This is a genomic window from Streptomyces sp. NBC_01314, assembly GCF_041435215.1.
GTDB lineage: Bacteria > Actinomycetota > Actinomycetes > Streptomycetales > Streptomycetaceae > Streptomyces.
In genome coordinates, this window is record NZ_CP108394.1 from 1,681,605 (window position 1) to 1,704,909 (window position 23,305).

The 23,305-nt window shown below is 68.9% G+C and carries 18 protein-coding genes and 6 pseudogenes; 17 read left to right on the forward strand and 7 right to left on the reverse strand.

Annotated elements, in window-relative coordinates; genetic code table 11:
* The first annotated feature begins 34 nt into the window (after positions 1 to 34).
* From OG622_RS07410 to OG622_RS07425, 4 genes are read left to right on the forward strand one after another with little or no spacing between them, the layout of a single operon-like run.
* Positions 35 to 1,345, forward strand: coding sequence for an ABC transporter substrate-binding protein (locus OG622_RS07410; RefSeq protein WP_371574210.1), 1,311 nt, complete (start codon positions 35 to 37; stop codon positions 1,343 to 1,345).
* A gap of 38 nt (positions 1,346 to 1,383) precedes the next feature.
* A complete protein-coding gene (locus OG622_RS07415; RefSeq protein WP_371574211.1) occupies positions 1,384 to 2,364 on the forward strand; it encodes a carbohydrate ABC transporter permease in 981 nt (326 codons plus the stop codon).
* Positions 2,361 to 3,245 (forward strand): carbohydrate ABC transporter permease, encoded by an 885-nt coding sequence (locus OG622_RS07420; RefSeq protein ID WP_371574212.1) that lies wholly within the window; start codon positions 2,361 to 2,363, stop codon positions 3,243 to 3,245. The genes OG622_RS07415 and OG622_RS07420 overlap by 4 nt, the downstream gene beginning before the upstream one ends.
* Positions 3,246 to 3,290: 45 nt before the next feature.
* A complete protein-coding gene (locus OG622_RS07425) occupies positions 3,291 to 5,306 on the forward strand; it encodes a beta-galactosidase (protein WP_371574213.1) in 2,016 nt (671 codons plus the stop codon).
* Between the two features lie 96 nt (positions 5,307 to 5,402).
* Here OG622_RS07425 and OG622_RS07430 read toward each other — a convergent pair whose 3' ends face one another.
* Genes OG622_RS07430 through OG622_RS07455 form a run of 6 tightly spaced genes read right to left on the reverse strand, consistent with a single transcriptional unit; the run spans position 5,403 to position 10,632 of the window.
* Positions 5,403 to 6,305 carry an SMP-30/gluconolactonase/LRE family protein gene (locus tag OG622_RS07430; protein WP_371574214.1) on the reverse strand — a complete coding sequence of 301 codons (903 nt, stop codon included), beginning with the start codon at positions 6,303 to 6,305 and terminating at the stop codon, positions 5,403 to 5,405.
* A gap of 15 nt (positions 6,306 to 6,320) precedes the next feature.
* Positions 6,321 to 7,241 carry a sugar kinase gene (locus OG622_RS07435; RefSeq protein ID WP_371584026.1) on the reverse strand — a complete coding sequence of 307 codons (921 nt, stop codon included), beginning with the start codon at positions 7,239 to 7,241 and terminating at the stop codon, positions 6,321 to 6,323.
* A 32-nt stretch (positions 7,242 to 7,273) separates the two neighbouring features.
* On the reverse strand, positions 7,274 to 7,894 hold the full coding sequence (locus OG622_RS07440) for a bifunctional 4-hydroxy-2-oxoglutarate aldolase/2-dehydro-3-deoxy-phosphogluconate aldolase (RefSeq protein ID WP_371574215.1): 621 nt from the start codon (positions 7,892 to 7,894) through the stop codon (positions 7,274 to 7,276).
* Positions 7,895 to 7,944: 50 nt separating this feature from the next.
* Positions 7,945 to 9,090, reverse strand: a complete 1,146-nt coding sequence (gene dgoD, locus OG622_RS07445) for a galactonate dehydratase (protein WP_371574216.1) — start codon at positions 9,088 to 9,090, stop codon at positions 7,945 to 7,947.
* Entirely contained in the window at positions 9,087 to 9,833 is a 747-nt protein-coding gene (locus OG622_RS07450; protein WP_371574217.1) for a FadR/GntR family transcriptional regulator, read from the reverse strand. The genes dgoD and OG622_RS07450 overlap by 4 nt, the downstream gene beginning before the upstream one ends.
* Positions 9,834 to 9,888: 55 nt before the next feature.
* A complete protein-coding gene (locus tag OG622_RS07455) occupies positions 9,889 to 10,632 on the reverse strand; it encodes an SDR family NAD(P)-dependent oxidoreductase (protein ID WP_371574218.1) in 744 nt (247 codons plus the stop codon).
* 166 nt (positions 10,633 to 10,798) lie between these two features.
* Between OG622_RS07455 and OG622_RS07460 the strand changes: the two genes are divergently transcribed.
* The 7 genes and pseudogenes from OG622_RS07460 to OG622_RS07490 form a co-directional block, all read left to right on the forward strand.
* Positions 10,799 to 12,145 carry an ABC transporter substrate-binding protein gene (locus OG622_RS07460; protein ID WP_371574219.1) on the forward strand — a complete coding sequence of 449 codons (1,347 nt, stop codon included), beginning with the start codon at positions 10,799 to 10,801 and terminating at the stop codon, positions 12,143 to 12,145.
* Between the two features lie 64 nt (positions 12,146 to 12,209).
* A complete protein-coding gene (locus tag OG622_RS07465) occupies positions 12,210 to 13,115 on the forward strand; it encodes a carbohydrate ABC transporter permease (protein WP_371574220.1) in 906 nt (301 codons plus the stop codon).
* The gene (locus OG622_RS07470; protein ID WP_371574221.1) at positions 13,112 to 14,041 is read left to right on the forward strand and encodes a carbohydrate ABC transporter permease; all 930 of its coding nucleotides are present in this window, start codon (positions 13,112 to 13,114) and stop codon (positions 14,039 to 14,041) included. The genes OG622_RS07465 and OG622_RS07470 overlap by 4 nt, the downstream gene beginning before the upstream one ends.
* Before the next feature lie 88 nt (positions 14,042 to 14,129).
* Positions 14,130 to 14,300, forward strand: a pseudogene (locus tag OG622_RS07475) (beta-galactosidase); the annotation flags it as partial.
* Between the two features lie 35 nt (positions 14,301 to 14,335).
* Positions 14,336 to 14,980, forward strand: a pseudogene (locus OG622_RS07480) (beta-galactosidase); the annotation flags it as partial.
* 172 nt (positions 14,981 to 15,152) lie between these two features.
* A pseudogene (locus OG622_RS07485) lies at positions 15,153 to 15,203 on the forward strand (hypothetical protein); the annotation flags it as partial.
* A gap of 78 nt (positions 15,204 to 15,281) precedes the next feature.
* Positions 15,282 to 15,444: pseudogene (locus OG622_RS07490) on the forward strand (ABC transporter permease subunit); the annotation flags it as partial.
* A 143-nt stretch (positions 15,445 to 15,587) separates the two neighbouring features.
* On the opposite strand, the gene OG622_RS07495 reads toward OG622_RS07490, so the two are convergent.
* A complete protein-coding gene (locus tag OG622_RS07495; protein ID WP_371574222.1) occupies positions 15,588 to 17,654 on the reverse strand; it encodes a glycoside hydrolase family 2 protein in 2,067 nt (688 codons plus the stop codon).
* Positions 17,655 to 17,813: 159 nt separating this feature from the next.
* Here OG622_RS07495 and OG622_RS07500 point away from each other — a divergent pair, with 159 nt between their 5' ends.
* From OG622_RS07500 to OG622_RS07525, 6 genes and pseudogenes are all read left to right on the forward strand, one after another.
* On the forward strand, positions 17,814 to 19,106 hold the full coding sequence (locus OG622_RS07500; RefSeq protein ID WP_371574223.1) for a cellulase-like family protein: 1,293 nt from the start codon (positions 17,814 to 17,816) through the stop codon (positions 19,104 to 19,106).
* A 453-nt stretch (positions 19,107 to 19,559) separates the two neighbouring features.
* A pseudogene (gene cutA, locus OG622_RS07505) lies at positions 19,560 to 19,772 on the forward strand (divalent-cation tolerance protein CutA); the annotation flags it as partial.
* Between the two features lie 271 nt (positions 19,773 to 20,043).
* Complete coding sequence (locus OG622_RS07510; protein WP_371574224.1) at positions 20,044 to 20,562, forward strand: DUF1203 domain-containing protein; 519 nt, start codon at positions 20,044 to 20,046, stop codon at positions 20,560 to 20,562.
* 74 nt (positions 20,563 to 20,636) lie between these two features.
* A pseudogene (locus tag OG622_RS07515) lies at positions 20,637 to 21,214 on the forward strand (IS982 family transposase); the annotation flags it as partial.
* A 727-nt stretch (positions 21,215 to 21,941) separates the two neighbouring features.
* Entirely contained in the window at positions 21,942 to 22,448 is a 507-nt protein-coding gene (locus OG622_RS07520; protein ID WP_371574225.1) for a sortase, read from the forward strand.
* Between the two features lie 99 nt (positions 22,449 to 22,547).
* Complete coding sequence (locus OG622_RS07525) at positions 22,548 to 23,216, forward strand: class F sortase (RefSeq protein ID WP_371574226.1); 669 nt, start codon at positions 22,548 to 22,550, stop codon at positions 23,214 to 23,216.
* Positions 23,217 to 23,305: the final 89 nt, after the last annotated feature.

Below are 23,305 nucleotides of genomic sequence, written 5' to 3' on the forward strand. Positions count from 1 at the left end.
ATACCTGGGCACCGCCAGCCCAGTAGGAGCCGAAATGCACCGTTCCTCCCCCGGTCAGTCCATGCCTGGAACCAGCCGCCGCACCGTGCTCCGCGGACTCGGCGGAGCCGCGGTACTGGGTGCCGGCATCCCTCTGCTGAGCGCCTGCGCCGGCAGTTCCGCCTCGTCGGACACCAAGACCGTCACCGTGGGCTCCAACGCGTCCGACGCCGTCCCGAAGAAGGGGTACGCCGACGTCTACGCGGCCTTCACGAAGCAGTCCGGAATCGCGGTGGACATCAACACCAAGGACCACAACACGTTCCAGGAGCAGATCAACACCTACCTGCAGGGCACGCCGGACGACGTCTTCCAGTGGTTCGCGGGCTACCGGATGCAGTTCTTCGCGTCCAAGGGCCTCGCCGCTCCGATCGACGACGTGTGGAAGACGATCGGGGACAACTTCCCCAGCGCCATGCATGACCTGAGCAAGGGTCAGGACGGCAAGTACTACCTGGTGCCCCTCACCACGTCCCCGTGGGCGGTCTTCTACCGCAAGAGCGTCTTCCAGAAGTACGGCTACGAGGTCCCCACCACGTGGGACGCGTACGTCGCCCTGTGCAGGCAGATGAAGAAGGACGGCCTCGTCCCGATCGCGTACGGCGACAAGGACGCCTGGCCGGCGATGGGCTCCTTCGACCAGCTCAACTTCCGCCTCAACGGCTACGACTTCCACGTCGAGCTGATGGCGGGCAAGGCCTCCTGGACCGACGCGAAGGTCCGCAAAGTCTTCGACACCTGGGCCGAGACCCTCCCCTACCACCAGGAGGGCGCGGTCGGCCGTACCTGGCAGGACGCCGCCCAGACGCTGGTGGCGAAGAAGGCCGGTATGTACATGCTCGGCATGTTCGTGGCCCAGCAGTTCAGCAACAAGGCGGACCTGGACGACCTCGACTTCTTCGCCTTCCCGGAGATCGACCCGGCGTACGGGCAGGACACCGTGGAGGCGCCGACCGACGGCATCATGCTCAGCAAGAAGCCCAAGAACCACGCCGGGTCCGTCAAGCTGCTCGAATTCCTGGGCACGGCCCAGGCCGAAGAGATCTACCTGAAGGCCGACCCGAGCCTCATCGCCGCCTCCACGAAGGCCGACACCTCCGGCTACAGCGCCCTTCAGAAGAAGGGCTACGAGATGATCAGCCAGGCGAAGCACCTCACCCAGTTCATGGACCGTGACAGTCGCCCCGACTTCACCTCCACGGTGATGCAGCCCGCTCTGCAGAAGTTCATCCGCGACCCCAAGGGGATCGACAGCCTGCTGTCCTCGATCGAGCGCCAGAAGAAGACGATCTTCGCGTCCGGCTGAGACCGACCCCCCTTCTGAAGCGGATGAACACCGACACCATGAGCTCCGAAACGACCACGAAGATCCCGGAGGCGGCCCCGGCGCCGCCTCCGGGCGCCGCGACGCCGAAGAGGCGGGTTCCGCAGGGTCACCAGCGCCTGCTGACCCGCCGAGACAGGCTCACGCTGGGCCTGATGGCGGGTCTGCCGACGATCCTGCACGTCGCCCTCGTCTGGGTGACGGCCTTCGCCTCGATCGCGCTGGCCTTCACCACCTGGGACGGCATCGGCTTCGACTCGATCAAGTGGGTCGGGTTCGACAACTTCAAGGAACTGTTCACCAACAACCCGCAGTTCTGGCCCGCCGTCGAGCACAACATCATCTGGTTCGTGGCGCTCATCCTGATCCCCACGCCGCTCGGCCTGTTCCTGGCCGTGCAGCTGGACAAGCAGATCCGGTTCAGCCGCGTCTACCAGACGGCCTTCTTCCTGCCCGTCGTGATGTCGCTCGCGGTCATCGGCTTCGTCTGGCAGCTGATCTACAACCCCGACACGGGCCTGATCAACAGCCTGATCGGCGCCAACGAGCCGGGCCACTACATCGACTGGATCGGCGACCCGGACCTCAACCTCTGGGCCATCCTCATCGCCGCGTCCTGGCGCCACACCGGCTACATGATGATCCTGTACCTGGCCGGCCTGAAGGGCGTCGACCCGTCCCTGCGGGAGGCCTCCGCGCTGGACGGCGCCAACGAGTGGCAGACGTTCAAGAACGTCATCTTCCCGACCCTGCGCCCGACGAACACCGTCGTCCTGGTCGTCACCATCATCGAGGCCCTGCGCGCCTTCGACCTCGTCTTCGTCTTCAACAAGGGCGCCGAGGGCACGGAACTGCTGTCGATCCTCGTCACCAACAACATCATCGGAGAGTCCAGCCGCATCGGATACGGCTCCGCGATCGCGGTGGTGCTGCTGCTGATCTCCCTCGTCGTGATCATCCCGTACCTGGTGTCCACCTTCCGGAAGGAGCGGCGCGCATGAGCACCACCGTCACGGCCAAGGTCCGTACGCCCGTCCGCCCCGCCCGGATCCTGCTGCACCTCTTCCTCGCGGGCACCTCACTCGCATGGCTCGCGCCGCTGCTGTGGGCGCTGTACTCGGCCATGCGGCCGTACGCGGAGACCAGCGAGAAGGGCTATGTCTCCTGGCCCGACAAGCTGACCCTCGACAACTTCACGAACGCGTTCACGCAGTCGGACATGGGGCACTACTTCGTCAACACGATGCTCATTGCCGTGCCGGCGGTGCTGGTGACCCTGTTCCTGTCGTCGATGGTGGCCTTCTACGTCAGCCGCTTCGACTTCCGCATCAACCTCGCCCTGCTGCTGGTCTTCACCGCCGGCAACCTGCTCCCGCAGCAGGTCATCATCACCCCGCTGTACCGCCTGTACCTGCTCATCGACCTGCCCGGCATCACCATGTCCGGCAAGCTGTACGACTCCGCGCTCGGCCTGGTCCTCATCCACATCGCGTTCCAGTCCGGCTTCTGCGCGTTCGTGCTCGCCAACTACATGCGCTCGCTGCCGCACGAGCTGACCGAGGCCGCCCTCGTCGACGGCGCGTCCGTGTGGCGCATGTACTGGCAGATCGTGCTGCCGCTGTGCCGCCCTGCGATGGCAGCCCTGGGCACCCTGCTCTCCATCTGGATCTACAACGACTTCTTCTGGGCCCTGGTCCTCATCTCCACCGGCGAGAACATGCCGATCACCTCGGCGTTGAACAACCTCTCCGGCCAGTACTTCACCGACAACAACCTCGTCGCCGCCGGAGCCCTGCTCACCGCGATCCCCACCCTGATCGTCTACTTCCTGCTCCAGCGGCAGTTCGTCAGCGGCCTCACGCTGGGCGCCAACAAGGGCTGACACCCCCACTCGCCCCTCCCCTACACCCCTTCCGGAGCATCACCAGTGAGTACCGCACGCCGTCTTCGCATTCCCGGAATCGCCTACGGAGGTGACTACAACCCCGAGCAGTGGCCGGAGGAGGTCTGGGCCGAGGACGTGCGCCTGATGGGCGAGGCCGGGGTGACCATGGTCAGCGTCGGCATCTTCTCCTGGGCGCTGCTCGAACCGGCCGAGGGCGTCTACGACTTCGCCCGCATGGACAAGATCCTCGACCTGCTCCACGAGAACGGCATCGCCGCAGACCTGGCGACACCGACGGCGGCACCGCCGGCCTGGTTCTTCCGCGAGCACCCGGAAGCGCTGCCGGTCGACAAGGACGGCCGCACACTGTCGTACGGCAGCCGCCAGACCTTCTGCCCGTCCAGCCCCGCCTACCGCCGAGCAGCGCTGCGGATCGCCGAAGCCCTCGCCGGGCGCTACGCCACCCACCCGGCCGTCGCCATGTGGCACATCCACAACGAATACGGCTGCCACAACGACGCCTGCTACTGCGACACCAGCGCCGCCGCCTTCCGCACCTGGCTGCGCGCCCGCTACGGCGACGACCTGGACGCCCTCAACCACGCCTGGGGCACCACGTTCTGGAGCCAGTGGTACTACGACTGGGACCAGATCCTGCCGCCCCGCGCCACCGCGGCTCCCCCGAACCCCACCCACCAGCTGGACTGGCGCCGCTTCTGCTCCGACGAACTGCTCTCCCTGTGCACCGCCGAACGCGACGTACTGCGCCGGGCCGCTCCGGATACCCCGGCGACCACCAACTTCCTGGTCCTGCGCACCATCGACGCCCTCGACTACTGGCGCTGGGCACCGGAGTTGGACATCCTCTCCAACGACCACTACCTGCTGTCCGACGACCCGGAGCCCGAGGTCGACATCGCCCTCCACGGCGACCTGATGCGCTCGCTCGCGGGCGGCCCGTGGTTCCTCATGGAGCACTCGACCGGCGCCGTCAACTGGCAGCCCGTCAACCGCGCCAAGCGGCCCGGGGAAATGCGCCGCAACGCGCTCGCGCACGTGGCCCACGGTGCCGACGGCATCGCGTTCTTCCAGTGGCGGGCGGCGAAGGCGGGCGCCGAGCAGTGGCACTCGGCGATGCTGCCGCACGCCGGCACCGACAGCCAGATCTGGCGCGACGTCGTCCAACTCGGCGCGGACCTGCGGGCGTTGGCCGAAGTGCGGGACTCCACCAGCACGGCACAGGTGGCGATCGTATGGGACTGGGACGCCCGCTGGGCACTGGAACTGCCCTCCCAGCCCAGCGGCGCACTGCGCTACCAGGACCTGGTACGGGACTGGTACACCCCCCTGTGGCGGGCCGGGGTCGCCGTCGACTTCGTACGCCCCGACGACCCCGAACTCGACCGCTACCGGCTCGTCCTGGCACCCTCGCTGTACCTGGTCGCAAAGGCAGCCGCGGCGAACCTCGCCCGGTTCGCCGAACGCGGGGGCACGCTGGCCGTCGGCTTCCACAGCGGCATGGTCGACGAGAACACTCATGTGTACCTGGGCGGTTACCCCGGCGCGTTCCGCGATGTCCTCGGCGTGGTCACCGACGAGCTCTTCCCCCTGCTGCCGGGCGAGACGACCGGCCTGACCGGCGACGTGGCGTCGGGCGCCACGGCCGACCTGTGGTCGGAACGCATCCGGCTCACCGGCGCACAGGCCGTCGCCTCCCACGCCGACGGCCCACTGGCCGGCCACCCCGCCGTCACCCGCAACCGGCACGGCGACGGCACCGCCTGGTATCTGGGCACCCACCCCGACCAGGACACGCTCGCCGCCCTGCTCGACCGCATCCGCCAGGAGGCCGGCGTCACACCGGAGCAGGACGCACCCGCCGGGATCGAGGTCGTCCGGCGCCGGGGCGCGGGGGCCGACTACCTGTTCCTCATCGACCACACCGGAAAGGGCGCCGAAGCACCTGCCGAAGGCGTCGAACTCCTCACCGGCACACCGGTCACCGGAACCGTCACCGTCCCACCGGGAGGCGTCGCCGTCGTCCGCGAGCCCCGCTGACCCACCTGCCGAAGTGACCGGACCGCGGCACCACCCCAGGTGCGCGGGCCGGTCACTCGCGCTGTGGCGGAGCCGCTGATCAGTGCGTCCGGGCGGTCAGGCGGTGGTGGCCGGACGCGGTCGGCGCCAGGAGCAGGCCGCCGTTCCTCCGACCGGTACGGAAACGCTCAGCACCGCGCCCGAGGCCGCGGTCGGGTTCGTCACCCCGTAGCGGGCCGTGGTGACGTAGAGGCGGTTGCCGCCGGGGTGCAGACACACCGACGTGGGGTGGGGGGCGGGCACGGTCAGGGTGTGGAGCAGGTGACCGTCGGGGTGGTAGCGGCGGACCGTGCCGGCACCCCACATCGCGACCCACAGGCAGCCCTGCTCGTCGACGGTCATCCCGTCGGGGCTGCCTTCGCCGTCGCGCAGTCGGGCGAAGATCTCCGGGCCGCCGACGAGGTCGCCGGAGGCGGGGTCGACCCGGCAGCGGAGGATGGTGCCGACGGCCGTGTCGGCGAGGTACATGGTCGTGCCGTCGGCGGTGAAGGCCGGACCGTTGACGATGGTCAGGCCGTCGAGGACGCGTACCACCGTGCCGTCGGGGTCCGTTCGGTAGAGCGAACCCGCGCCGGGGGTGCCGTCGAAGGCCATGCTGCCGGCCCAGAAGCGGCCTGCGGGGTCCGCGACGCCGTCGTTCATCCGGCTGGGGACGGGGGTGCGGTCCTCGGGGCGGTCCAGCCATTCCAGTGCGCCGTCCGAGGTGAGCAGCGCGATGCCGGTGCCCGCGGCGGCGATCCACGCTCCAGGCCGGTCCCCCACCGGCGCGACGGCGCCCAACGGCACGTCGAGCCGGGCCAGTTGGCGCGGGGTCGCCGGGTCGGTGCCGTCGCGGAGTTCGAAGAGCCGGCCGCTGAGGATGTCGACGTACACGTACCGGCCGTCGATCCAGCGGCCGCCCTCGGCGAGTTCGTACGCGCCGTCCACGACGACCGCCGTCGGTGCTGATGCAGATGTCATGATCAGTTCTCCGGGTCAGCGAATGGTCGTGCCGTCGGGCTCGTCGAACAGGCCGAGTTCGTCCCGCGTCGGCAGACCCTCCCAGTCACCCCGGGTGGCGACGGCGAAGGCCGCGGTGGTGACCGCCCGGTGCAGCCGGGCGGGGATGTCCGTGCCGTCGAGGAGGCCGGAGAGGTATCCGGCCACGAAGGCGTCGCCCGCGCCGACCAGGTCGACGGCGTCAACTTCTCGCGCGGCACGGTCGGTTGCGCCGTCGGCGGTGAAGACGGTCGCGCCGCGGGCACCCCGCTTGACGACCACCTCGGCGACGCCTGCCGCCAGCACGCCGTGCACGGCCTCGGACTCGCCCGCACCGGGCACTTCCTGCACCAGCGGCAGCTCGTCCTCGGAGGCGATGAGCAGGTCCGTATGGTCCAGGATCGGTCGCAGGGCGGTGCGGGCTCGGTCGGACGTCCACAGCCGGGAGCGGTAGTTGACGTCGAGGCATACGGTGACACCGCTCTCGCGGGCGGTCTTGGCGGCGGCCAGGACCGCCTCGGCCGCCGACGGACCGAGCGCCGGTGTGATGCCGGTCAGGTGCAGAACGCGGGACCCGGGGGCCAGCGCGGGCAGGACGTCGTGCGGTGCGACTGCCGAACCCGCTGAACCCGCGCGGTAGTAACTGACTCGGGTCAGCGTTCCCAGACGAGGTTCGGTCAGCAGCAGTCCGGTGGGCCGGCCGGTGTCGTCGGTGACCGCGTGGTCGGTGTCGACGCCCTCGGCGCGCAGCGTGCGCAGGACCAGCGCGCCGAGTTCGTCCGCACCGACGCGGCCTGCCCAGCGCACCCGGTGGCCGAGCCGGGCGAGGCCGATCGCGACATTGGACTCGGCTCCGGCGACGGACAGGCCGAGGCTGCCGCCCAAGCGCAGCGCGCCCTGGGCCCGGAGGGCCGCCATCGTCTCGCCGAAGGTCACGACTTCAGGTGTTGTCACGGCCTCTCCCCGACGGTCACCGTGCGGAACTCGGCCGCGCGGGCTCGGAGTTGGCCCAGGTCGCCGCCGTCGGCCGCGTCCCCGACGAGCGGTGAGCCGACGCCCACGGCGAGGGCGCCCCGGTCGAGGTAGTCGCGGGCGGCCTGCGCGTCCACTCCGCCGACGGGCACGAAGGGCACCTCGGGGAACGGGTCGCGGAGAGCCTTCAGATAGCCGGGTCCGCCGAGGGAGCCGGGGAAGAGTTTGATCGCGGCGGCGCCACGTGCGAGGGCGGTTTCGATCTCGGTCGGTGTCAGGGCGCCCATCAGCACGGGTACGCCGTAGGGCTCCAGTCCGTCGACCAGGGCCGGGGTGACGAGGAAGGAGGCGCCCGCGTCGACGGCACGGGCGGCGTCCGCGGCGGAGCGCACGGTTCCTGCGCCGAGCAGTGCGTCGGGGCCGAGTTCGGCGCGTGCCTGCCTGATGACGGTCAGGGCGTCGGCGGTGGTCAGCGAGACCTCGACGGCCGCGATGCCCTCCTCGGCGAGGGTGTGTACGGTGCGCACGGCGGCGGCGGGGTCCTTGCCGCGGACGATCGCCAGCAGGCGGTGGGTTCGGAGCGATTCCACCAGGTTCATGGGAGCGGGCTCTCCTTGTGCGTGAGGTGCGGGGGCCGGCCTGGTGGTGGTCACCACTCGGTGAACGCCCCGTCGGGCCCGCGCCATATGGGGTTGCGCCAGCGGTGTCCGGTCTCGGCGGCGTGGCGTACGGCCTTCTCGTCGATCTCGACACCGAGGCCCGGGCGGGTGGAGGCGACGGCGTAGCCGTCCCGGAACCGGAAGGGTTCGGGGTCCATCACGTACTCCAGCAGGTCGCACTGCTGGTTGTAGTGGATGCCCATGCTCTGTTCCTGGATGAGGAAGTTCGGTACGGAGAAGGCGATCTGGAGGCTGGCGGCCAGGGCGATCGGGCCGAGGGGGCAGTGCGGGGCCATGGTGACGTCGTACGTCTCGGCCATGGCCGCGATGCGGCGGACCTCGGAGATGCCGCCGGCGTGCGAGAGGTCGGGCTGAGCGACGGCGATGCCGCTGGTCATGACCTCGCGGAAGTCCCAGCGGGAGTAGAGGCGTTCGCCGGTGGCGAGGGGAATGCTGGTGGACTCCGCCAGGCTGCGCAGGTTGGCCGAGTGTTCCGGCGCGACCGGCTCCTCGACGAACAGCGGGTGCAGCGGCTCCAGTTGGGGCAGCAGGCGGCGTGACATGGCGGTGGAGGCGCGGCCGTGGAAGTCGACGGCGATGTCGCGCTCGTCGCCGAGCACGTCACGGACGGCGGCGACGCGTTCGACGACCTCGGCGGTGCGGGCCGGGGTGTCGATCGGGGCGAGTTCGGCCGAGCCGTTCATCTTCACGGCGGTGAAGCCCGCCTTCATCTGTTCCTCGGCCAGCTCCGCGACGTCGCTGGGGCGGTCGCCGCCGATCCAGGCGTACATCCGGACGCGGTCGCGTACCGGGCCGCCGAGGAGGCGGTGGACGGGGACGCCGTAGGTCTTGCCGGCGATGTCCCACAGGGCCTGGTCGATGCCGGCGATGGCGCTGGAGAGGATGGGGCCGCCCCGGTAGAAGCCACCCTTGGTGAGCACCTGCCAGTGGTCCTCGATGCGCAGCGGGTCCCGGCCGACGAGGTAGTCCGCCAGTTCGTGGACCGCGGCGCGTACGGTCTCGGCGCGGCCCTCGATCACGGGTTCGCCCCAGCCGGTGACGCCCTCGTCGGTGGCGACGCGCAGGAACAGCCAGCGCGGGGCCACGAGGAACGTCTCAAGTCCGGTGATTTTCAAGGAAGTTCCTTAGGCGGCGTGTCGGTCGCCACGTCGTCGTGGTCGTCCCGGGCCCGTACGGCCGCCAGGTCGTCGGAGGCCTGGGCCAGGAGGGATTCGACGGCGGCCACGGCGGCGTCCGGATCTCCCGCTTCGACGGCGTCCAGCAGTTCCTGGTGCACGGGGATGGAGTCGGAGAAGTGGCGGGCGCCGTGCACGATCCGGTCGCGGATGCGCAGGCCGGCCTCGATGACGACCTCCATCCTGCTGAGCAGTTCGTTGTGCGCGGACTCCAGGAGGGCGCGGTGGAAGGCCAGGTCGGCCTCGACCATGGCGTCCGCGTCCGCGCCTGCCGCGGCCATGGCGTCGAGGGCCTGCCGCATCGCGTCCAGGTCGGAGGTGGTGCGGCGGGTCGCGGCGAGGCGGGCTCCGGCGGGCTCGACTATCGCGCGGACCTCGGCGAGGTCCTCCAGGAAGCCGTCGGTCGGGGCGCTGCTGCCCTGCCAGCGCAGCAGGTCGCTGTCGAGCAGGTTCCAGTCGGCGCGGGGTCGGATGGTCGTACCGCGTTTCTGCTTCGATTCGAGCAGGCCCTTGGAGGCCAGCACGCGCAGCGCCTCGCGCACCACGGTCTTGCTGACGCCCAACTCCGTTTCGAACCTGGCCGGGTCCACCACGGAGCCCGGCGGGTAGTCGCCGCGAATGATGCGCCGGCCCAGCTCCTCCACGGCCTGGCCGTGCAGCCCCTTGGGGGGATGGGTCACCACGTTCTCCGTTTCCGTATCGGTCCTGTCGGTCGGTGCCCCGCTCGGGGCGCGGCGCTCACGAGGACTCCTTCATGACGCTCCATCCTCCATCGACCACGAGGCTGGCTCCGGTCACGTAGGAGGCGTCCGTCGACGCCAGGAAGGCGACGGCGGCTGCCACCTCTTCCGGCTGTCCGAACCGCTTGGCCGCCGTGGCCACCACACTGCGCGTCCGGTCGGGCTCCGGGATCCCGTCCCAGGCGGCGGTGAGGATGGGTCCGGGCAGCACCGTGTTCACCCGGATGTCCGGACCGTACTCGACGGCCAACTGCCGCCCCAGCGAGCACAGCGCGCCCTTCGCGGCGGCGTAGGCGGCGTGGCCGGGCAGGCCGATGACCGCGTGCACCGAGGAGGTCAGGACGACGGAGCCCCGGGTCTCGCGCAGCATGGCCGCGAACGTCTTCATCGCCCGCCAGGCCGGCTTGAGCAGCACCGCCATCTGGCCGTCCCATTCAGCCTCGCTCAGTTCGTGGGCGGGCTTGTTGAGCTGGGCGTAGGCGTTGCTGTGCAGCACGTCGAGCCGGCCGCGGTGCTCGGCGACGTGTCGGGCCAGGTTCTCCCAGTCGGCGGCCGAGGTCACATCGCAGCGCACGTACTCCGCGCGTCCGCCGCTGTCGGTGATGCCTGCCGCGACCGCCTTGCCGGCCGCGTCGTCCACGTCCGTGACCACGACCACCGCCCCTTCGGCCGCGAGTCTGCGAGCCGTGGCCGCGCCGATTCCGTGCGCGGCACCGGTGATCACCGCCACGCGCCCCGTCATCCTGCGGCATTCCGTCATCACGTGCGTCTCCCCTCGCTCCTGCCTATGCGCCCACCATAGCTGTTTCAATTAATTATGAATATATCTTGACGGGGTGGCGATGCCGCTCCGAAACTGACCGGCAGCAACAGACACCTTTGTACGAAGCGAGGAAGGACCTCCTCCGATGAGCCGCACCACACACCTCCGCAGAAGCCGGGGCGCACTCGCAGTGACCCTTGCCGCCGCCGCCCTGGTGATCTCCGCCTGCGGGGGTTCGACCGGTTCGAAGGACCCCGCACTCCAGGAACCTGCCAAGCCCGGCCAGAAGGTCGACCTGCGGTTCTGGTCGTGGGTTCCCGGTGTCGACAAGGCCGTCGACAAGTGGAACGCCACTCACCCGGACATCCACGTCAAACTGGAGAAGATCCCGTCGGGCAGCAGTGGCGGCTACGCGAAGATGCGCGCCGCGCTCAAGAGCGGCAACGCGCCCGATCTGGCGCAGGTGGAGTACCAGGAGATCCCCTCGTTCCTGCTGGAGAACGGCCTGGTGAACCTGTCGCAGTACGGCGCGGACAAGGACCGGTCGAAGTTCGTGGACTGGCAGTGGCAGCAGGGAGTCTTCAACTCGGCTGTCTACGCGATCCCCCAGGCGTCCGGCCCGATGGGCCTGTTCTACCGCTCCGACCTGTTCAAGAAGTGGGGCATCAAGCCGCCCGCCACCTGGGACGAGTTCGCCCAGGCCGCGCAGAAGATCCACAACGCCGACCCGAAGGCCTACATCAGCACCTTCCCCGCCGGCAACTCCGCCTGGTTCACCGCACTCGCATGGCAGGCCGGCGCCAAGTGGTTCGGCGTGAAGGGCGACACCTGGTCGGTGAACATCGACTCCCCGCAGACCCTCAAGGTCGCCGCCTTCTGGGACGACCTGCGCAGCAAGAAGGTGATCAAGACCGAACCCGACTTCGCCAACGGCTGGTACAAGGACCTGCAGAGCGGTGCCATCACCTCGTGGGTCAGTGCCCAGTGGGGCGACGCCATCATCAGCGGAAACGCTCCTCGGACCACCGGCAAATGGGCGGTCGCGCCCATGCCGCAGTGGACGAAGGGCTCGAACGTGTCCGCGAACTGGGGAGGATCCTCCACGGCTGTCCTCAAGGGCGCCAAGCACATCCCCGAGGCCCTGAAGTTCGCCGAATGGCTCAACACCGACCCCACGAGCGTCGACCTGCTGCTGCAGGGCGGATACGGCTGGCCCGCGGCGGCCGACGGGTACAAGGGCTCCTCACTGGACAAGCCGTCACAGTTTTTCGGAGGCCAGAAGTACAACGAGGTCTTCGCAGAGGCGGACAAGAACATCGACAACTCGTGGAAGTGGATACCGACGATCGACGCCACCTACCAGCACCTCAACGACGGCTTCCAGGCCGCCCTGGCCGGCAAGGGCACGTTCGTCTCCGCGGTCAAGCAGGCGCAGAAGCAGACCGTCGAGGACCTGAAGAAGAAGGGTCTGAAGGTTTCCACCGGCCAGTGACCACCTCCGGGGGGCGCGACACAGCCGCCGCCGTTCTCCGCTCCGGACTCCAGAAAGAACCCTGATGCCCACCCGAGCGCCCCGCCGCCGCAGAAATCTGGCGCCCGTCGCCTTCGTCGCGCCGTTCCTCCTGCTGTTCCTACTGACCTTCGCCCTCCCCATCGGCTACGCCGTCTACCAGAGCGTCATGGATGTCGAGCACACCGGAGCCCTGGGGCTCGGCGGCAGCCGTACCGTCTTCGTAGCGCTGAGCAACTACTCCGACGCGTTGTCCGATCACGCCTTTCTGCGCAGCATCGGTCGCGTACTGCTGTTCGCGGCCGTCCAGGTGCCGGTGATGGTCGCGTTGTCGGCCGGGCTCGCGCTGCTGCTGGACAGCGCCTCGGCCAGAGGCGTGCGGTTCTTCCGCGCCGCCTTCTTCCTGCCCTACGGCGTTCCGGGTGTCATCGCGTCCATCCTGTGGGGCTTCTTGTACGTTCCGGGAGTCAGCCCTCTCGTGGACGGCATGCGCCACCTGGGTGTCTCGGTCGACCTGCTGGGCGGAAACACGGTTCTGTGGTCCATCGCGAACATCGTCACGTGGGAGTTCGCCGGCTACAACGTTCTGGTTCTCGTCGCCCAGTTGCGTACCATCCCCGCGGAGCTGTACGAGGCCGCCCGCATCGACGGCGCCAGTGCGTGGATGACGGTCCGGCACGTCAAACTGCCGCTGCTGCGCCCGGCGCTGATCCTCACCACGGTCTTCACCATCATCGGCACGCTGCAACTGTTCGCAGAACCGCTGGTGCTCAAGCCCGTCTCATCGAGTATCGACAGCGCCTACACCCCCAACCTCAGCGCCTACAACGAGGCGTTCACCAACGACAACTACCACCTCGCCGCTGCCGAGGCAGTGCTGCTCGCCCTCGCCGCGTTCGTGCTCTCCTTCGGCTTTCTGCGGCTGATCAACAAGAGAGGTGAGGACGCGTGAGTCTCCAGACACCGGCCCGCACACTCCCGCCAAGGGGCGAGACGCCGGCCTCCGACGACGGCACAACGCCGCGCGGCGGCATCACCGGGGTCACCACGCGCAGTCGTATCCTGGTCACCGGCCTGCTGGTGGCGGCCGCCGGGTACTTCCTGCTCCCGGTGTACTGGCTGGTCGTGGCGTCCACCAAGTCCACCGGCGACCTGTTCGGCAGCTTCGGGTTGTGGTTCTCCCATCCCCGGTTCCTGAGCAACCTGCATCAGGTGGTCACCTACGACGATGCGATCTACCTGCGCTGGGCCGCCAACAGCCTGCTGTACGCGGGCGTCGGCGCGGGCGTGGCGACGCTTCTGGCCGCGATGTCCGGCTACGCGCTGGCCAAGTTCTCCTTCGCCGGCCGCGACACGATCTTCAACATCGTGCTGGGTGGCGTCCTGATCCCTGCCACGGCGCTGGCGCTGCCCATGTACCTGCTGTTCAGCGAGGCAGGCCTGGCCAACACCTACTGGGCCGTACTGCTGCCGAGCTTCGTCAGTCCCTTCGGCGTGTACCTGTGCCGGATCTACGCCGCGGCATCCATACCGGACGAGCTGTTGGAGGCGGCCCGCATCGACGGCGCGGGAGAGTTCCGCATCTTCACGGTCGTCGCTCTGCGCATCATGACCCCCGCCCTGGTGACGATCTTCCTTTTCCAGTTCGTCGGCATCTGGAACAACTACTTCCTGCCGCTGGTCATGCTCTCCGACTCCAAGCTGTACCCCATCACCCTCGGTCTGACGTCGTGGCAGTCCTTCGCCGACCGCCAACCGCAGCTCTATCAAATGACCGTGGGCGGTGCCTTTGTCTCCGTCGTCCCGCTGATGATCGCCATGATCGCCCTGCAGCGCTTCTGGCGCAGCGGTTTGACCGAGGGCAGCGTAAAGGGCTGACGCAGCCGGACCGGACGGTCCTGCCCCTTGCCGACCGGACGGCGCCGGACTCCGGAAGGAACGCTGGTAAGCCGACTTCCGGCGCCGGCCGTCCACGCGGTACGGCGACATCGAGGCCCTCGACGACGCCTGGTGGACGGCCTTCCGGGCACAGCACCACGACAGCTTCGACGCGATGCTCCCGACAACCTTCCCCAACCCCGCCCAGCAACTGGACTTCGCCCGGTTCTCCGACGACGCGCTGCCGCAGTGCCACCTGACGGAGAAGGAGGGTCCTGCTGAGGATCACCCCGGGTGTTCCCGGTCGCCACGAGCTTCATCGATGTACACAAGCCCGTCGGCGCCTTCCGGTGGGCCGCGGAGGAGGACGTCGTCTCGCTCGACTTCTACCAGGACCCGCGCGACGAGGACACGCACGTCTCGACGGGGTTCATCTTCGACGTCACCCGCTCCGCCCGCGAAGGACAGCCATGGATGCTCATGGAGCAGGCCTCCAGAGCGGTCAACCGGCGCGATCGCAACGGGCCCAAGCCGCCGGGGCGGATGCGCCTGTGGAGCTCGCGGGCGGTCGCCCAGGGCGCTGACACGGTGCTCCGCTTCCCGTGGTGCAATCCAGGGGCGGCGCCGAGAAGTACCACTCCGCGATGCTCCCGCACGGCGGCACCGACACCCGCACCTCCGCGAAGTGAGGGAGCTGGCGCTGAACCAGATGGACATCGCGCTCGCTCACTACCGGCCACTGTTCCAGGCGGGCGTCGCCTGCGATGTCGTACCCCCGACAGCGGCCTGTCCGGCTACCGCCTGGTCGTCGTGCCCGACCTGTACTTGCCGAAGGAGCGGGACGGCGAACACCTCACCGAGTTCGTGCGCGGCGGCGGCCGGCTTCTCGTGTCGTTCTACTCCGGCACCGTCGACGACTTCGACCGGTTGCACCTGGGCGGATATCCCGCGCCGCCGCGCAAGGTACTGGGCCTGCGCGTCGAGGAGTTCTGGCCCGCCGGCGGAGACGGAGACCGTCGACATCCGCCACCCACACGGGTTTCGGTCAGACGGGTAGGTCAGCCGCGTCGGCCTGCGGTCGGAGGTCGTCGTGCCCGAAGGCGCCCCGGTGGTGGCCGAGTTCGGCTCCGGGTCGTCGGCCCGGGCAGCGGCCGTCACCCGGCATTCCTTCGGCGAGGGACACGCGTGGTACGTCGCGACGCGTCTCGCCTCGGAGGCCATGCGATCACCGACCGACGGGGCGGCACAGGTCGACGGCGCCGGCGAGTTGCGCATCTTCAGGACCCTCGTCCTGCGCACGATGCCGCCCGCTCGTGACCGTGTTCCTCTTCCAGTTCGTCGGCATCTGGAACAACTACTTCAAGCCGCTGGTCATGCTCTCCGACCACCCCAATTGGCCCCTGCCCGGCTGCCAGAACGCTCGTGCTGCGGCGCTGCCGGCGGTCCGGGATGACGCAGGACAGTGTCAAGGGCTGAGCGCTCGAAGGCGGAAGGGGGAGGGGGCGGACGGCCCCTCCCCCTCCCCTTTCCGCCGCACCCTGGCAGGTCACCTGCCCCTGGGATTCACCGCCTCGCGGAACGCGTCGTAGACGAGCTTGGGCCGCTCCTCGGCAAAGGTGAACAGGCCCATGACGGAGATGCCGTTGTAGGACTGGTTGTACCCGGCCCGCTGCTTGTAGTCCTTGAGGACCCAGTAGGTGAAACCGGCGACGAAGTCGCTGCGCGCGGCCACCTGGGTCCAGTGGGCGGTGAAGCTCGCCGCCTGCCACTCCTCCGTACCCTGCGTGGTGTCGGGACCGTGGGTGCCGGCCACGGACCAGGTGCCGTTCTCGGTGATCAGGATCGGCTTGCCGGGATACTTCGCGTGCACCGCGTCCAGCGTGGGGCCGAGGTCCGCGTCCTTGCCGTAGAAGTAGCCGAAGTACTCGTTGAACCCGATCACGTCGGCGAGGTCGAAGGCGGGGTCGTTGCTGGTGTTGGACGCCCAGGTCACGGGGCGGGAGGTGAGGTCGACCGCCTTCACGGCCGCCTTGAGATCGGCGAGCCAGGCGCGGTAGACCGGAGCACCGGCGGCGTCGATCTCCGACTCGTTCTGCAGCCCCCAGAGGATCACCGACGGGTGATTGTGCTGGTTCCACGCCATGGTCAGGGCCAGGGCGCGGGCAAGGCCGTAGCGTTCGGTCTGCAGCTTCTCCTGGGCCGTGTTGAGCCACATGGTGTCGATGTCGTCCATCACCAGCACGCCGTGCTGGTCCGCCCAGTCGTAGACGTACGGGTGGCGGTTGTAGACGCAGTTGCGGATGAAGTTGGCGCCCACTGCCGTGACATGGCCCAGTTCCCGGTCGTACTCGGCCGGCGTCATCGCTCTGCCGTGCGCGGCGGTCTCCTCGTGCCAGTTGAGGCCCTTGAGGAAGAGAGGCTTGCCGTTCAACCGCAACTGGGCGTCGCCGATGGTCAGTTCGCGAACGCCGTACCCGGTGGACAGCGTGTCCACCCGCGCCCCTGAGTGCCTCCCGGCGGTCAGGGTGGCGCGGGCGGTGAGCGTGTGCGGCGAGGCCGGGCTCCAGCGCGGGGCGTGGGGTATCGGGACCGAGACGCGGACCACTCCCGCCGACCGGGCCGCGATCCGGGCCGCGACCACGACGGGCCGACCGCCGCTTTCCCGGCCGGGATCCAGGGTGAGCCGGCCGTCGAAGTCGGAGGCGCCGTGGTTCTCGACGACCGCGCGTGCCTCAAGGCGCCCGTTCGCGCCGACGGCGAGCAGTTTGGCGATGGTGACCTGCGGGACCGCCTCGATCCAGGCCGACCGGGTCAGGCCCGCGTAGGGCCAGTAGTCGACCGGCTTGTACGGCAGCTCGTGGTCGTCCGTGACCGGCTGGGGAGTCGGGTCCGTGTAGTCGGTGTAGCTCGCCCGGCGGAAGACCCGGACGGCGATCGTCTGACGCGTTCCCGGTCTCAGCGCCCCCGCCACCGGAAGCGCGAAGGGGGAGTTGGCCCCCTCGTGCTTGCCGAGATGCCTGCCGTCGAGCCAGACCTCGGCGCTGTACCCGGCGGCGAGGAAGGCGATGCGTACGTGCCGGGCACGCCAGGACGCGGGCACGTCGACGGTCGTGCGGTACCAGGCGTAGCCGTCGCTGAACGCGGTGCCCTGGGCGAAGGGGCCGGTCTCCGAGCCGAATCCGGGAGTGTCCAGCAGGTCCCAGGCCGCCGGGACGTCGATGCGGCCCCACGTCCTGTCGTCGTGGCGCGCGGACTGCCAGCCCTCGCCGAATCCCTGGTCGTCGGGGTCGAAACGGAAACGCCACTTCCTGTCCAGGGACAGGTACTCGCGAGTGGGCTCATGGGTGCGCCAGCCGTCGAACGCGGGGAGGACCGCGCCGTACCGGAAGACAACGTTGGTGCCGCCGACGTCACGCACATGGGTGCCGGAGGGCTCGATGGCGGGGTGGGTGTCCAGCACCGGGCCGTTCGGGGTGGCCGCGGCCGTACCGTCCGCCGCTCGCGCCGTCTCCGGCCAGGCCGGCAGGGCGACGAAGGCGGCCGCGCCGAGTGCCGTGACGACGGTGCGCCGGGACGGGACGGTGCGCCGGGACGGATGGATGGATTCAGTCATGGCAGGCGGCTCCTCGGATCACGTACGTGTTCGTCCGCCCCACAGCCTGGACAACCCCGCCACCCTCGTCAAGGATTATTCATAAATAATGAATTGAGCTAGCGTGGTGCCGTCGAGCCGCCGACGGCGTCCCACCGCACACGAACGACGGGTGACCTCATGACCACCACACCGCAGCGAACAACCACGAGCGAGCCCACGGGCCGGCTCGCCATCACCTTGTGGGACTTCAGCTGGTACACACAGGCAGGCCCCGGCGAACCGTTCGCCGACCTCGACCGCGCCTTCGCCGAGACGGTGGAGCGGGGCTTCAACACCGTCCGCATCTGCGCCATGCCCTTCCTGCTGTTCTCCGGGCGCGTCCACGCCCCGGAGTCCATCCAGGTCCGCGGCCTGGGCGAGCAGTTCGGGCAGCGCACCCGCTGGTACGACGTGCGCGGCGGCTATCCGCTGGACGGCCGCCGGCGGCTCGTCGAGCTGTTCGAGGCGGCCGCCCGTCATGACTGCAAGGTGATCGTGTCCTCGTGGGAGTACCAGCAGTCCCCCAGCTTCGCCGACACCGACGCCTGGCACCGCGCCCTGGCCGCGGTCCCCGGCCCGGACCGAGCCGAGGCGGTGGCCGAATCCCTGGCCGAGCTGCTGGACTTCCTCACCGAACGCGGACTGGCCGACCGCGTCGCCTACGTCGAGGTGCACAACGAGGTCGACAACTGCGACCTGGTGCCGGCCGACGGCACTCCCGGCCACTACGCCCGGCTGCGCGGCCCCCTCGAACGCGCGGTGAAGCTGCTGCAGGCGCGCCACCCCGACATCCCCGTCACCTACTCGCTGGGTGAGCCCTGGCCCGACGAGCTCGACGACCTGCCGGAGCAGGCCCAGATCGCGCACTTCCACTTCTACGTCTACGGCGTGCTCGGCGCCCTGTACGAGGCGGTGGGACTCGGCCACGGCACCGAAGCGGCCCCCGAGACGGCCGGCTGGCCCACCCCCGAACTGGCCGCCATGCTGCGCCCCGACGCGCCCGCCTTCGCCGACTACCAGCCGGACGAACCCTGGCGGCTGGCCGCCACGGGGATTCCGCGCGAACTGTTCTACGCACACGACTGGGTCGACCCCGACCGCTGGGACCTGTGGCTCTACGAGAACTATTCGGCGCACCGACAGGCCATGCGGGAGACCCTGGCCGGATGGGTGGACTCCGCCGCCGAGTTCGCCCGCCACCGCGGCATCCCCGCCGTCCTCGGCGAAGGCGTCGTGGGCTACACCCCACTGCTGACGCGCTTCGAGGAGGACGCCGTCGGCAAGGACATCGCCGAGTTCGTCGTCGACCGCTGCCTCGCCGCGGGTTTCCAGGGCGTCCTCCTGACCTCCAACGCGGCCCCGCACCACCCCATGTGGCACACCGACGGGGACTGGATGCGGCGGGTCAACTCCCGTATCACCGCGGACTGAACCCGAGTCCTACGGCGGCCCGGGGTGCGGGCGGCAAGCCGATCGGGCACCCCGACCACACCAGCAGCGACCGCCCACAGGCGTGCAGCACGCGGGAGAGAGGCGATTGTCCCGTTTGGGGCGGGCGCAGCGGCCGATGTTCTGGAATCGACCAGCAGGCAGGGCGTTCGGGATCAACTCTTTGGCGCGTGCCTCACCGGGTGGCCGGGTGGCGATGATGTGGCTTGCCTACATTGATCAGCCGCCTGTAGAACCAGGGCAGCGCCTTGGAACGCGTCGTACAGTTCGCGGGCGCGCCCCGGACCGAAGCGCTTGCGGGCCTCACCGGCACTGATGCTGATGCTGATGCCGTGGGCGCGCATGCTGCCGTATGTCGGCCCGAGGCGCCCGAAGCGACCTTGTCCCCACACGATGGAACCGCTGCGCAGATGCTGAGCAGCGGAGAACCTCAGGGATGCGCCAATCACCGCCTTCTACTGGTGGCAGGGGGAAGTCGAGACAGCGCAGGAGTGGCGGATCTCGTACATGACCACGACGGACCGTCTCCCGGCACTGGAGGCATGGCTGCACGAGAAGCGCCCGTACGACATCCCTCAGTGGATCACGCTGCCCGTGACCGGCGGGTCGGAAGCGTACCTGTCCTGGGTTGTTGAGGAGACGGCATAGGTATGCGGAGCGTCGGACCGGCCGTACGACTGCGTTCGCTTCCTGGGCTTGCGCCTACGCTCGCCGACCCCTTGGAATCGATCTTCTGGCTTCGGCCCTACTGCGTGGAGGTGATGTCGACCAAGGCGTTCACGTTTCACGCCAGTACACGGCAGCGGCACAAGCCAAGCCCAACACGATGGGCAAGGCGGCCTGCGTTCAGCGGGGGTGCGCACAACGTGACGTCCGTTTCCTGCCAGCAACCGTCCGTGTGTCGGTCCAGCATGGGCACATGACCAGATACACCGTGCTCCCCGTTGACGCAGCCGTCCTGAAGGAACTGCGGATTGTCGACGACGCGGGCCGTCCCTGCGCCTCGTACATCGCGACCGGCGACGACGCGGGCTCGCCGCTGCGCTGCTGCCTGCGCCCCATCACGCTCGGCGAGCGGATCGCCCTGGTTTCGTACGCCCCGTTGCGTCGCTGGGCCGCTACGAGGGGTGCCGATCCGGGCGCGTACGACGAACAGGGTCCCGTCTTCATCCATGCCGATGACTGCGGCGGGTTCACCCCCGGCGAGAACTACCCCTTCGCTCGGCCAGGCGCACTGCGTACCGTGCGCCGCTATGACGCCCGGGGCCATATCGCAGGTGGCCGCCTTCTGGAGATTGCGGCCGACGCCACGACTGGCTTCGATGCAGCCTTCGACGATGCGTTCAACGATCCGTACGTGGTGCTCCTACACGTCAGGGCACTGGAATACGGATGCTTCCACTTCGAGGTGCGACGGCCCTCCGCCAAGGAGCAGTAGCAGCCGTACCACCTGAATGACCGGCCTCAAGGGATCGGCTGCGTGCATGGGACGAGGGCGTCCAACGTCAGTGTGTGAAGACAGAGTTGGACACCCTCGCAACCGCACTCTGCGTGAAGACCGACGACCTGCTGAAGGCGTCTCCGCATCTCGCGCCATGGCGTCCGGCCGTGGGAATCGCCCCTCAGCTCACCGACGCCGAACTGGTCACACTGGCGATGATGCAGGCCATGCTCGGCTTCACCTCCGAGGCCAGGTGGCTCCGCCACGCCCGTTCCCATCTGCGGCATCTCTTCCCGTACCTGCCCAAGCAGCCCGGCTACAACAAGCGACTGCGCAAGAGCGCCGGACTGCTTCGGCGCATCACCCGGCTGCTGGCCACCGACACCTCGGTGTGGAGCGACGACGTGTGGATCGTGGACTCCAACCGGTGGAATGTGGCCGTTCACGCGCGACCGTCAGACGTTCCGACCTGGCCGGATGGGCCGAGTGCGGGTACTGCGTCAGTCACAGCCACTTCTTCCGGGGCCTGCGGCTGCAGCTCGTGTGCACCCTCCAAGGCCTGCCCGTCACCTTCGCCCTGACCGGAGCAAAGGCCGACGAGCGCGAGACTCTGCTGGATCTCCTCGCGGCCGAACCCGGCCTGCTTGCCGAGATGGCAATGCATCTGCGAGCCCAACTCCCTTACGCCTTCCGCATCGAGGCCCGGGACGCCGAACTCGACAGGATGCAGCTCACCCTCCCGGAGAGCTCTCTTCGCACCGATCGGGCCCTCCACCTGCCGACTGCTGCTTTGGGGGACTCATGGCAGATCAGCGCTTTGGTAGGCCAGGTTCTGATGTACCGGGAGCAGGGCAAGAGCTATCCCGACGCCATCCGCTACTACGCGGGCACGCAGACGCTCACTGAAATGCCTGACGTATGCAAGGCGGCTGGCCTTCCTGACGACTGCTATTGGTCCGAAACGGTAGGGGTCCTGCCGTCGTACTCGCCAGAGCTGAACCCCGACGAGCTGGTCGGGCGAGAGCTTGGCCTCGCGGGATGAGGTCATATCGGCGCCCTAGGGAGCTTCACCGTCACGCGCCGCGCAGGAGGATGTATGACGGCAGTGGCAGCCACAGGGCGTCCTGCGCCTTTTCAAGATCACCCCGGAGGCGGACGCCGGCCCCTTCGTCGCCCGTGCGGTGCGTTCTTCCACCCTCGCCCTCAGGGGCGCTCACCTGCGTAAATGATCAAAGGAGTGCGGCCGCTGGGCCTGGCCTGATGACCCATCTGTCCGTATACGTGTTGCAGCCCTGACGGTCTGTCGGTTTCCTCATGAGCGGAGCACAACAAGGCGCCGCGCACTCCGGCCGGCCACTGCTTCTCGGAGGAACTTCATGCGTATCAAGTGTGCAGGCGCCGGCATCGGCATCGGTTTCCTTCTCGGTACCGTCGGCCTCTCGAGCCCGGCCGCGGCAGCCGCGAACGGCCCCACCGGTGATCCAGGTATGCACATCAGCCCGAGCCACGCCACCCCAGGCTCCACCGTCACGGTCAGCACCACAGCCTGCGGCTCGGAGACCTATGGGAAGGGCGAGTCTGAGGCAGGAGGCAAGTTTCACCTCCTCCCAGGCGACCGGGAGGGTGTACTGACCGGCGAATTCAAGGTGCCGGGCGGCACCGCGCCCGGCGGTTACACCATCACCCTGAAGTGCCCGCCGCGAGTCAAGATCACGGGCACATATTGGGTCGGCACCGGCAACCCCAGCGGCTCGATCGACGCTGGTTTCGGGGCGGCGAACGACAAGGGCACGCAACTTGCCCTCGGGGCGGTGCTGCTCGCCGGAGCCGCCGCCGGCGGCGCGATCAAGATGCGCCGTCCCCCGGCCGGTGCCCGCGCTTGACGCTCTGCCCTGCCGGCCCAGCCCCCAGGCCCGTGTCCGGGGGTTGGGGGGATCTCCCGCCTTCACTCACTTCGGCCGCGAAGCGGAGGCTACACAGCGATGGAACCGAGGTGCGAGCCCGGCGATCCTTCCCCGTCGTCCACCCCGTCCGCCAAATTTCTCGCCTACGCTCTACTGGCGGGCACGGTGCTGGTGCTCACGGCCCTCCGGGGCGAACAGCCTCCGCAACCTTCGACCGCGCAGTCCTTCTCCTCCTCCGTGTTACCCGGGCCCAGCAGCACCGCCTCGACCCGGTATCCCTCTGTGCCGCCCCTGCCCCCGTCGGCTCCGGTCCGGCTGCGAATCCCCGCCATCGGCGTGAATGCCCCAATGACGGAACTGAGCCTCGACGAAACAGGAGCACTGCGCCCGCCATCGGCCGATATGCCCGGCTTTGCCGGGTGGTATGGCGCCGGTACACCTCCCGGCTCAGTCGGCACAGCCGTCATTGCGGGACATGTCGACACGCCGCAAGGCCCCGGAGTCTTCCACCGCCTCGGAGGACTGACCAAGGGCGACACCATCGAGATCATCAGGTCAGACCGGCGGACAGCCGTCTTCACGGTCGACGCTGTGGAGCTCTACGACAAGAAGGCGTTTCCGGATGAGAAGGTCTACGGCAGCTCCCACCGGCCCGAACTGCGCGTGATCACCTGTGGGGGCCCATACGCCGAAGAAACCGGCTACCAGGGAAATGTCGTGGTCTTTGCGACGCTGACCGCGGCGTAGAACGATGGCGGTGCCGCCGAGCAGGCCGCGGTTCGTCCTCGCCTGCCTCCGACTCCGGGAACGCCTTCGCGTTGAGCTCGCGCATCGCG

Coding starts and splice junctions, on each gene's coding strand:
- OG622_RS07525 (WP_371574226.1), top strand. CDS start 22,548: ATGGAACCGAGGTGCGAGCCCGGCGATCCTTCCCCGTCGTCCACCCCG.
- OG622_RS07510 (WP_371574224.1), top strand. CDS start 20,044: ATGACCAGATACACCGTGCTCCCCGTTGACGCAGCCGTCCTGAAGGAA.
- OG622_RS07495 (WP_371574222.1), bottom strand. CDS start 17,654: ATGACTGAATCCATCCATCCGTCCCGGCGCACCGTCCCGTCCCGGCGC.
- OG622_RS07410 (WP_371574210.1), top strand. CDS start 35: ATGCACCGTTCCTCCCCCGGTCAGTCCATGCCTGGAACCAGCCGCCGC.
- OG622_RS07520 (WP_371574225.1), top strand. CDS start 21,942: ATGCGTATCAAGTGTGCAGGCGCCGGCATCGGCATCGGTTTCCTTCTC.
- OG622_RS07455 (WP_371574218.1), bottom strand. CDS start 10,632: ATGACGGGGCGCGTGGCGGTGATCACCGGTGCCGCGCACGGAATCGGC.
- OG622_RS07440 (WP_371574215.1), bottom strand. CDS start 7,894: ATGAACCTGGTGGAATCGCTCCGAACCCACCGCCTGCTGGCGATCGTC.
- OG622_RS07435 (WP_371584026.1), bottom strand. CDS start 7,241: ATGGCGGCCCTCCGGGCCCAGGGCGCGCTGCGCTTGGGCGGCAGCCTC.
- OG622_RS07460 (WP_371574219.1), top strand. CDS start 10,799: ATGAGCCGCACCACACACCTCCGCAGAAGCCGGGGCGCACTCGCAGTG.
- OG622_RS07415 (WP_371574211.1), top strand. CDS start 1,384: ATGAGCTCCGAAACGACCACGAAGATCCCGGAGGCGGCCCCGGCGCCG.
- OG622_RS07500 (WP_371574223.1), top strand. CDS start 17,814: ATGACCACCACACCGCAGCGAACAACCACGAGCGAGCCCACGGGCCGG.
- OG622_RS07465 (WP_371574220.1), top strand. CDS start 12,210: ATGCCCACCCGAGCGCCCCGCCGCCGCAGAAATCTGGCGCCCGTCGCC.
- OG622_RS07430 (WP_371574214.1), bottom strand. CDS start 6,305: ATGACATCTGCATCAGCACCGACGGCGGTCGTCGTGGACGGCGCGTAC.
- OG622_RS07420 (WP_371574212.1), top strand. CDS start 2,361: ATGAGCACCACCGTCACGGCCAAGGTCCGTACGCCCGTCCGCCCCGCC.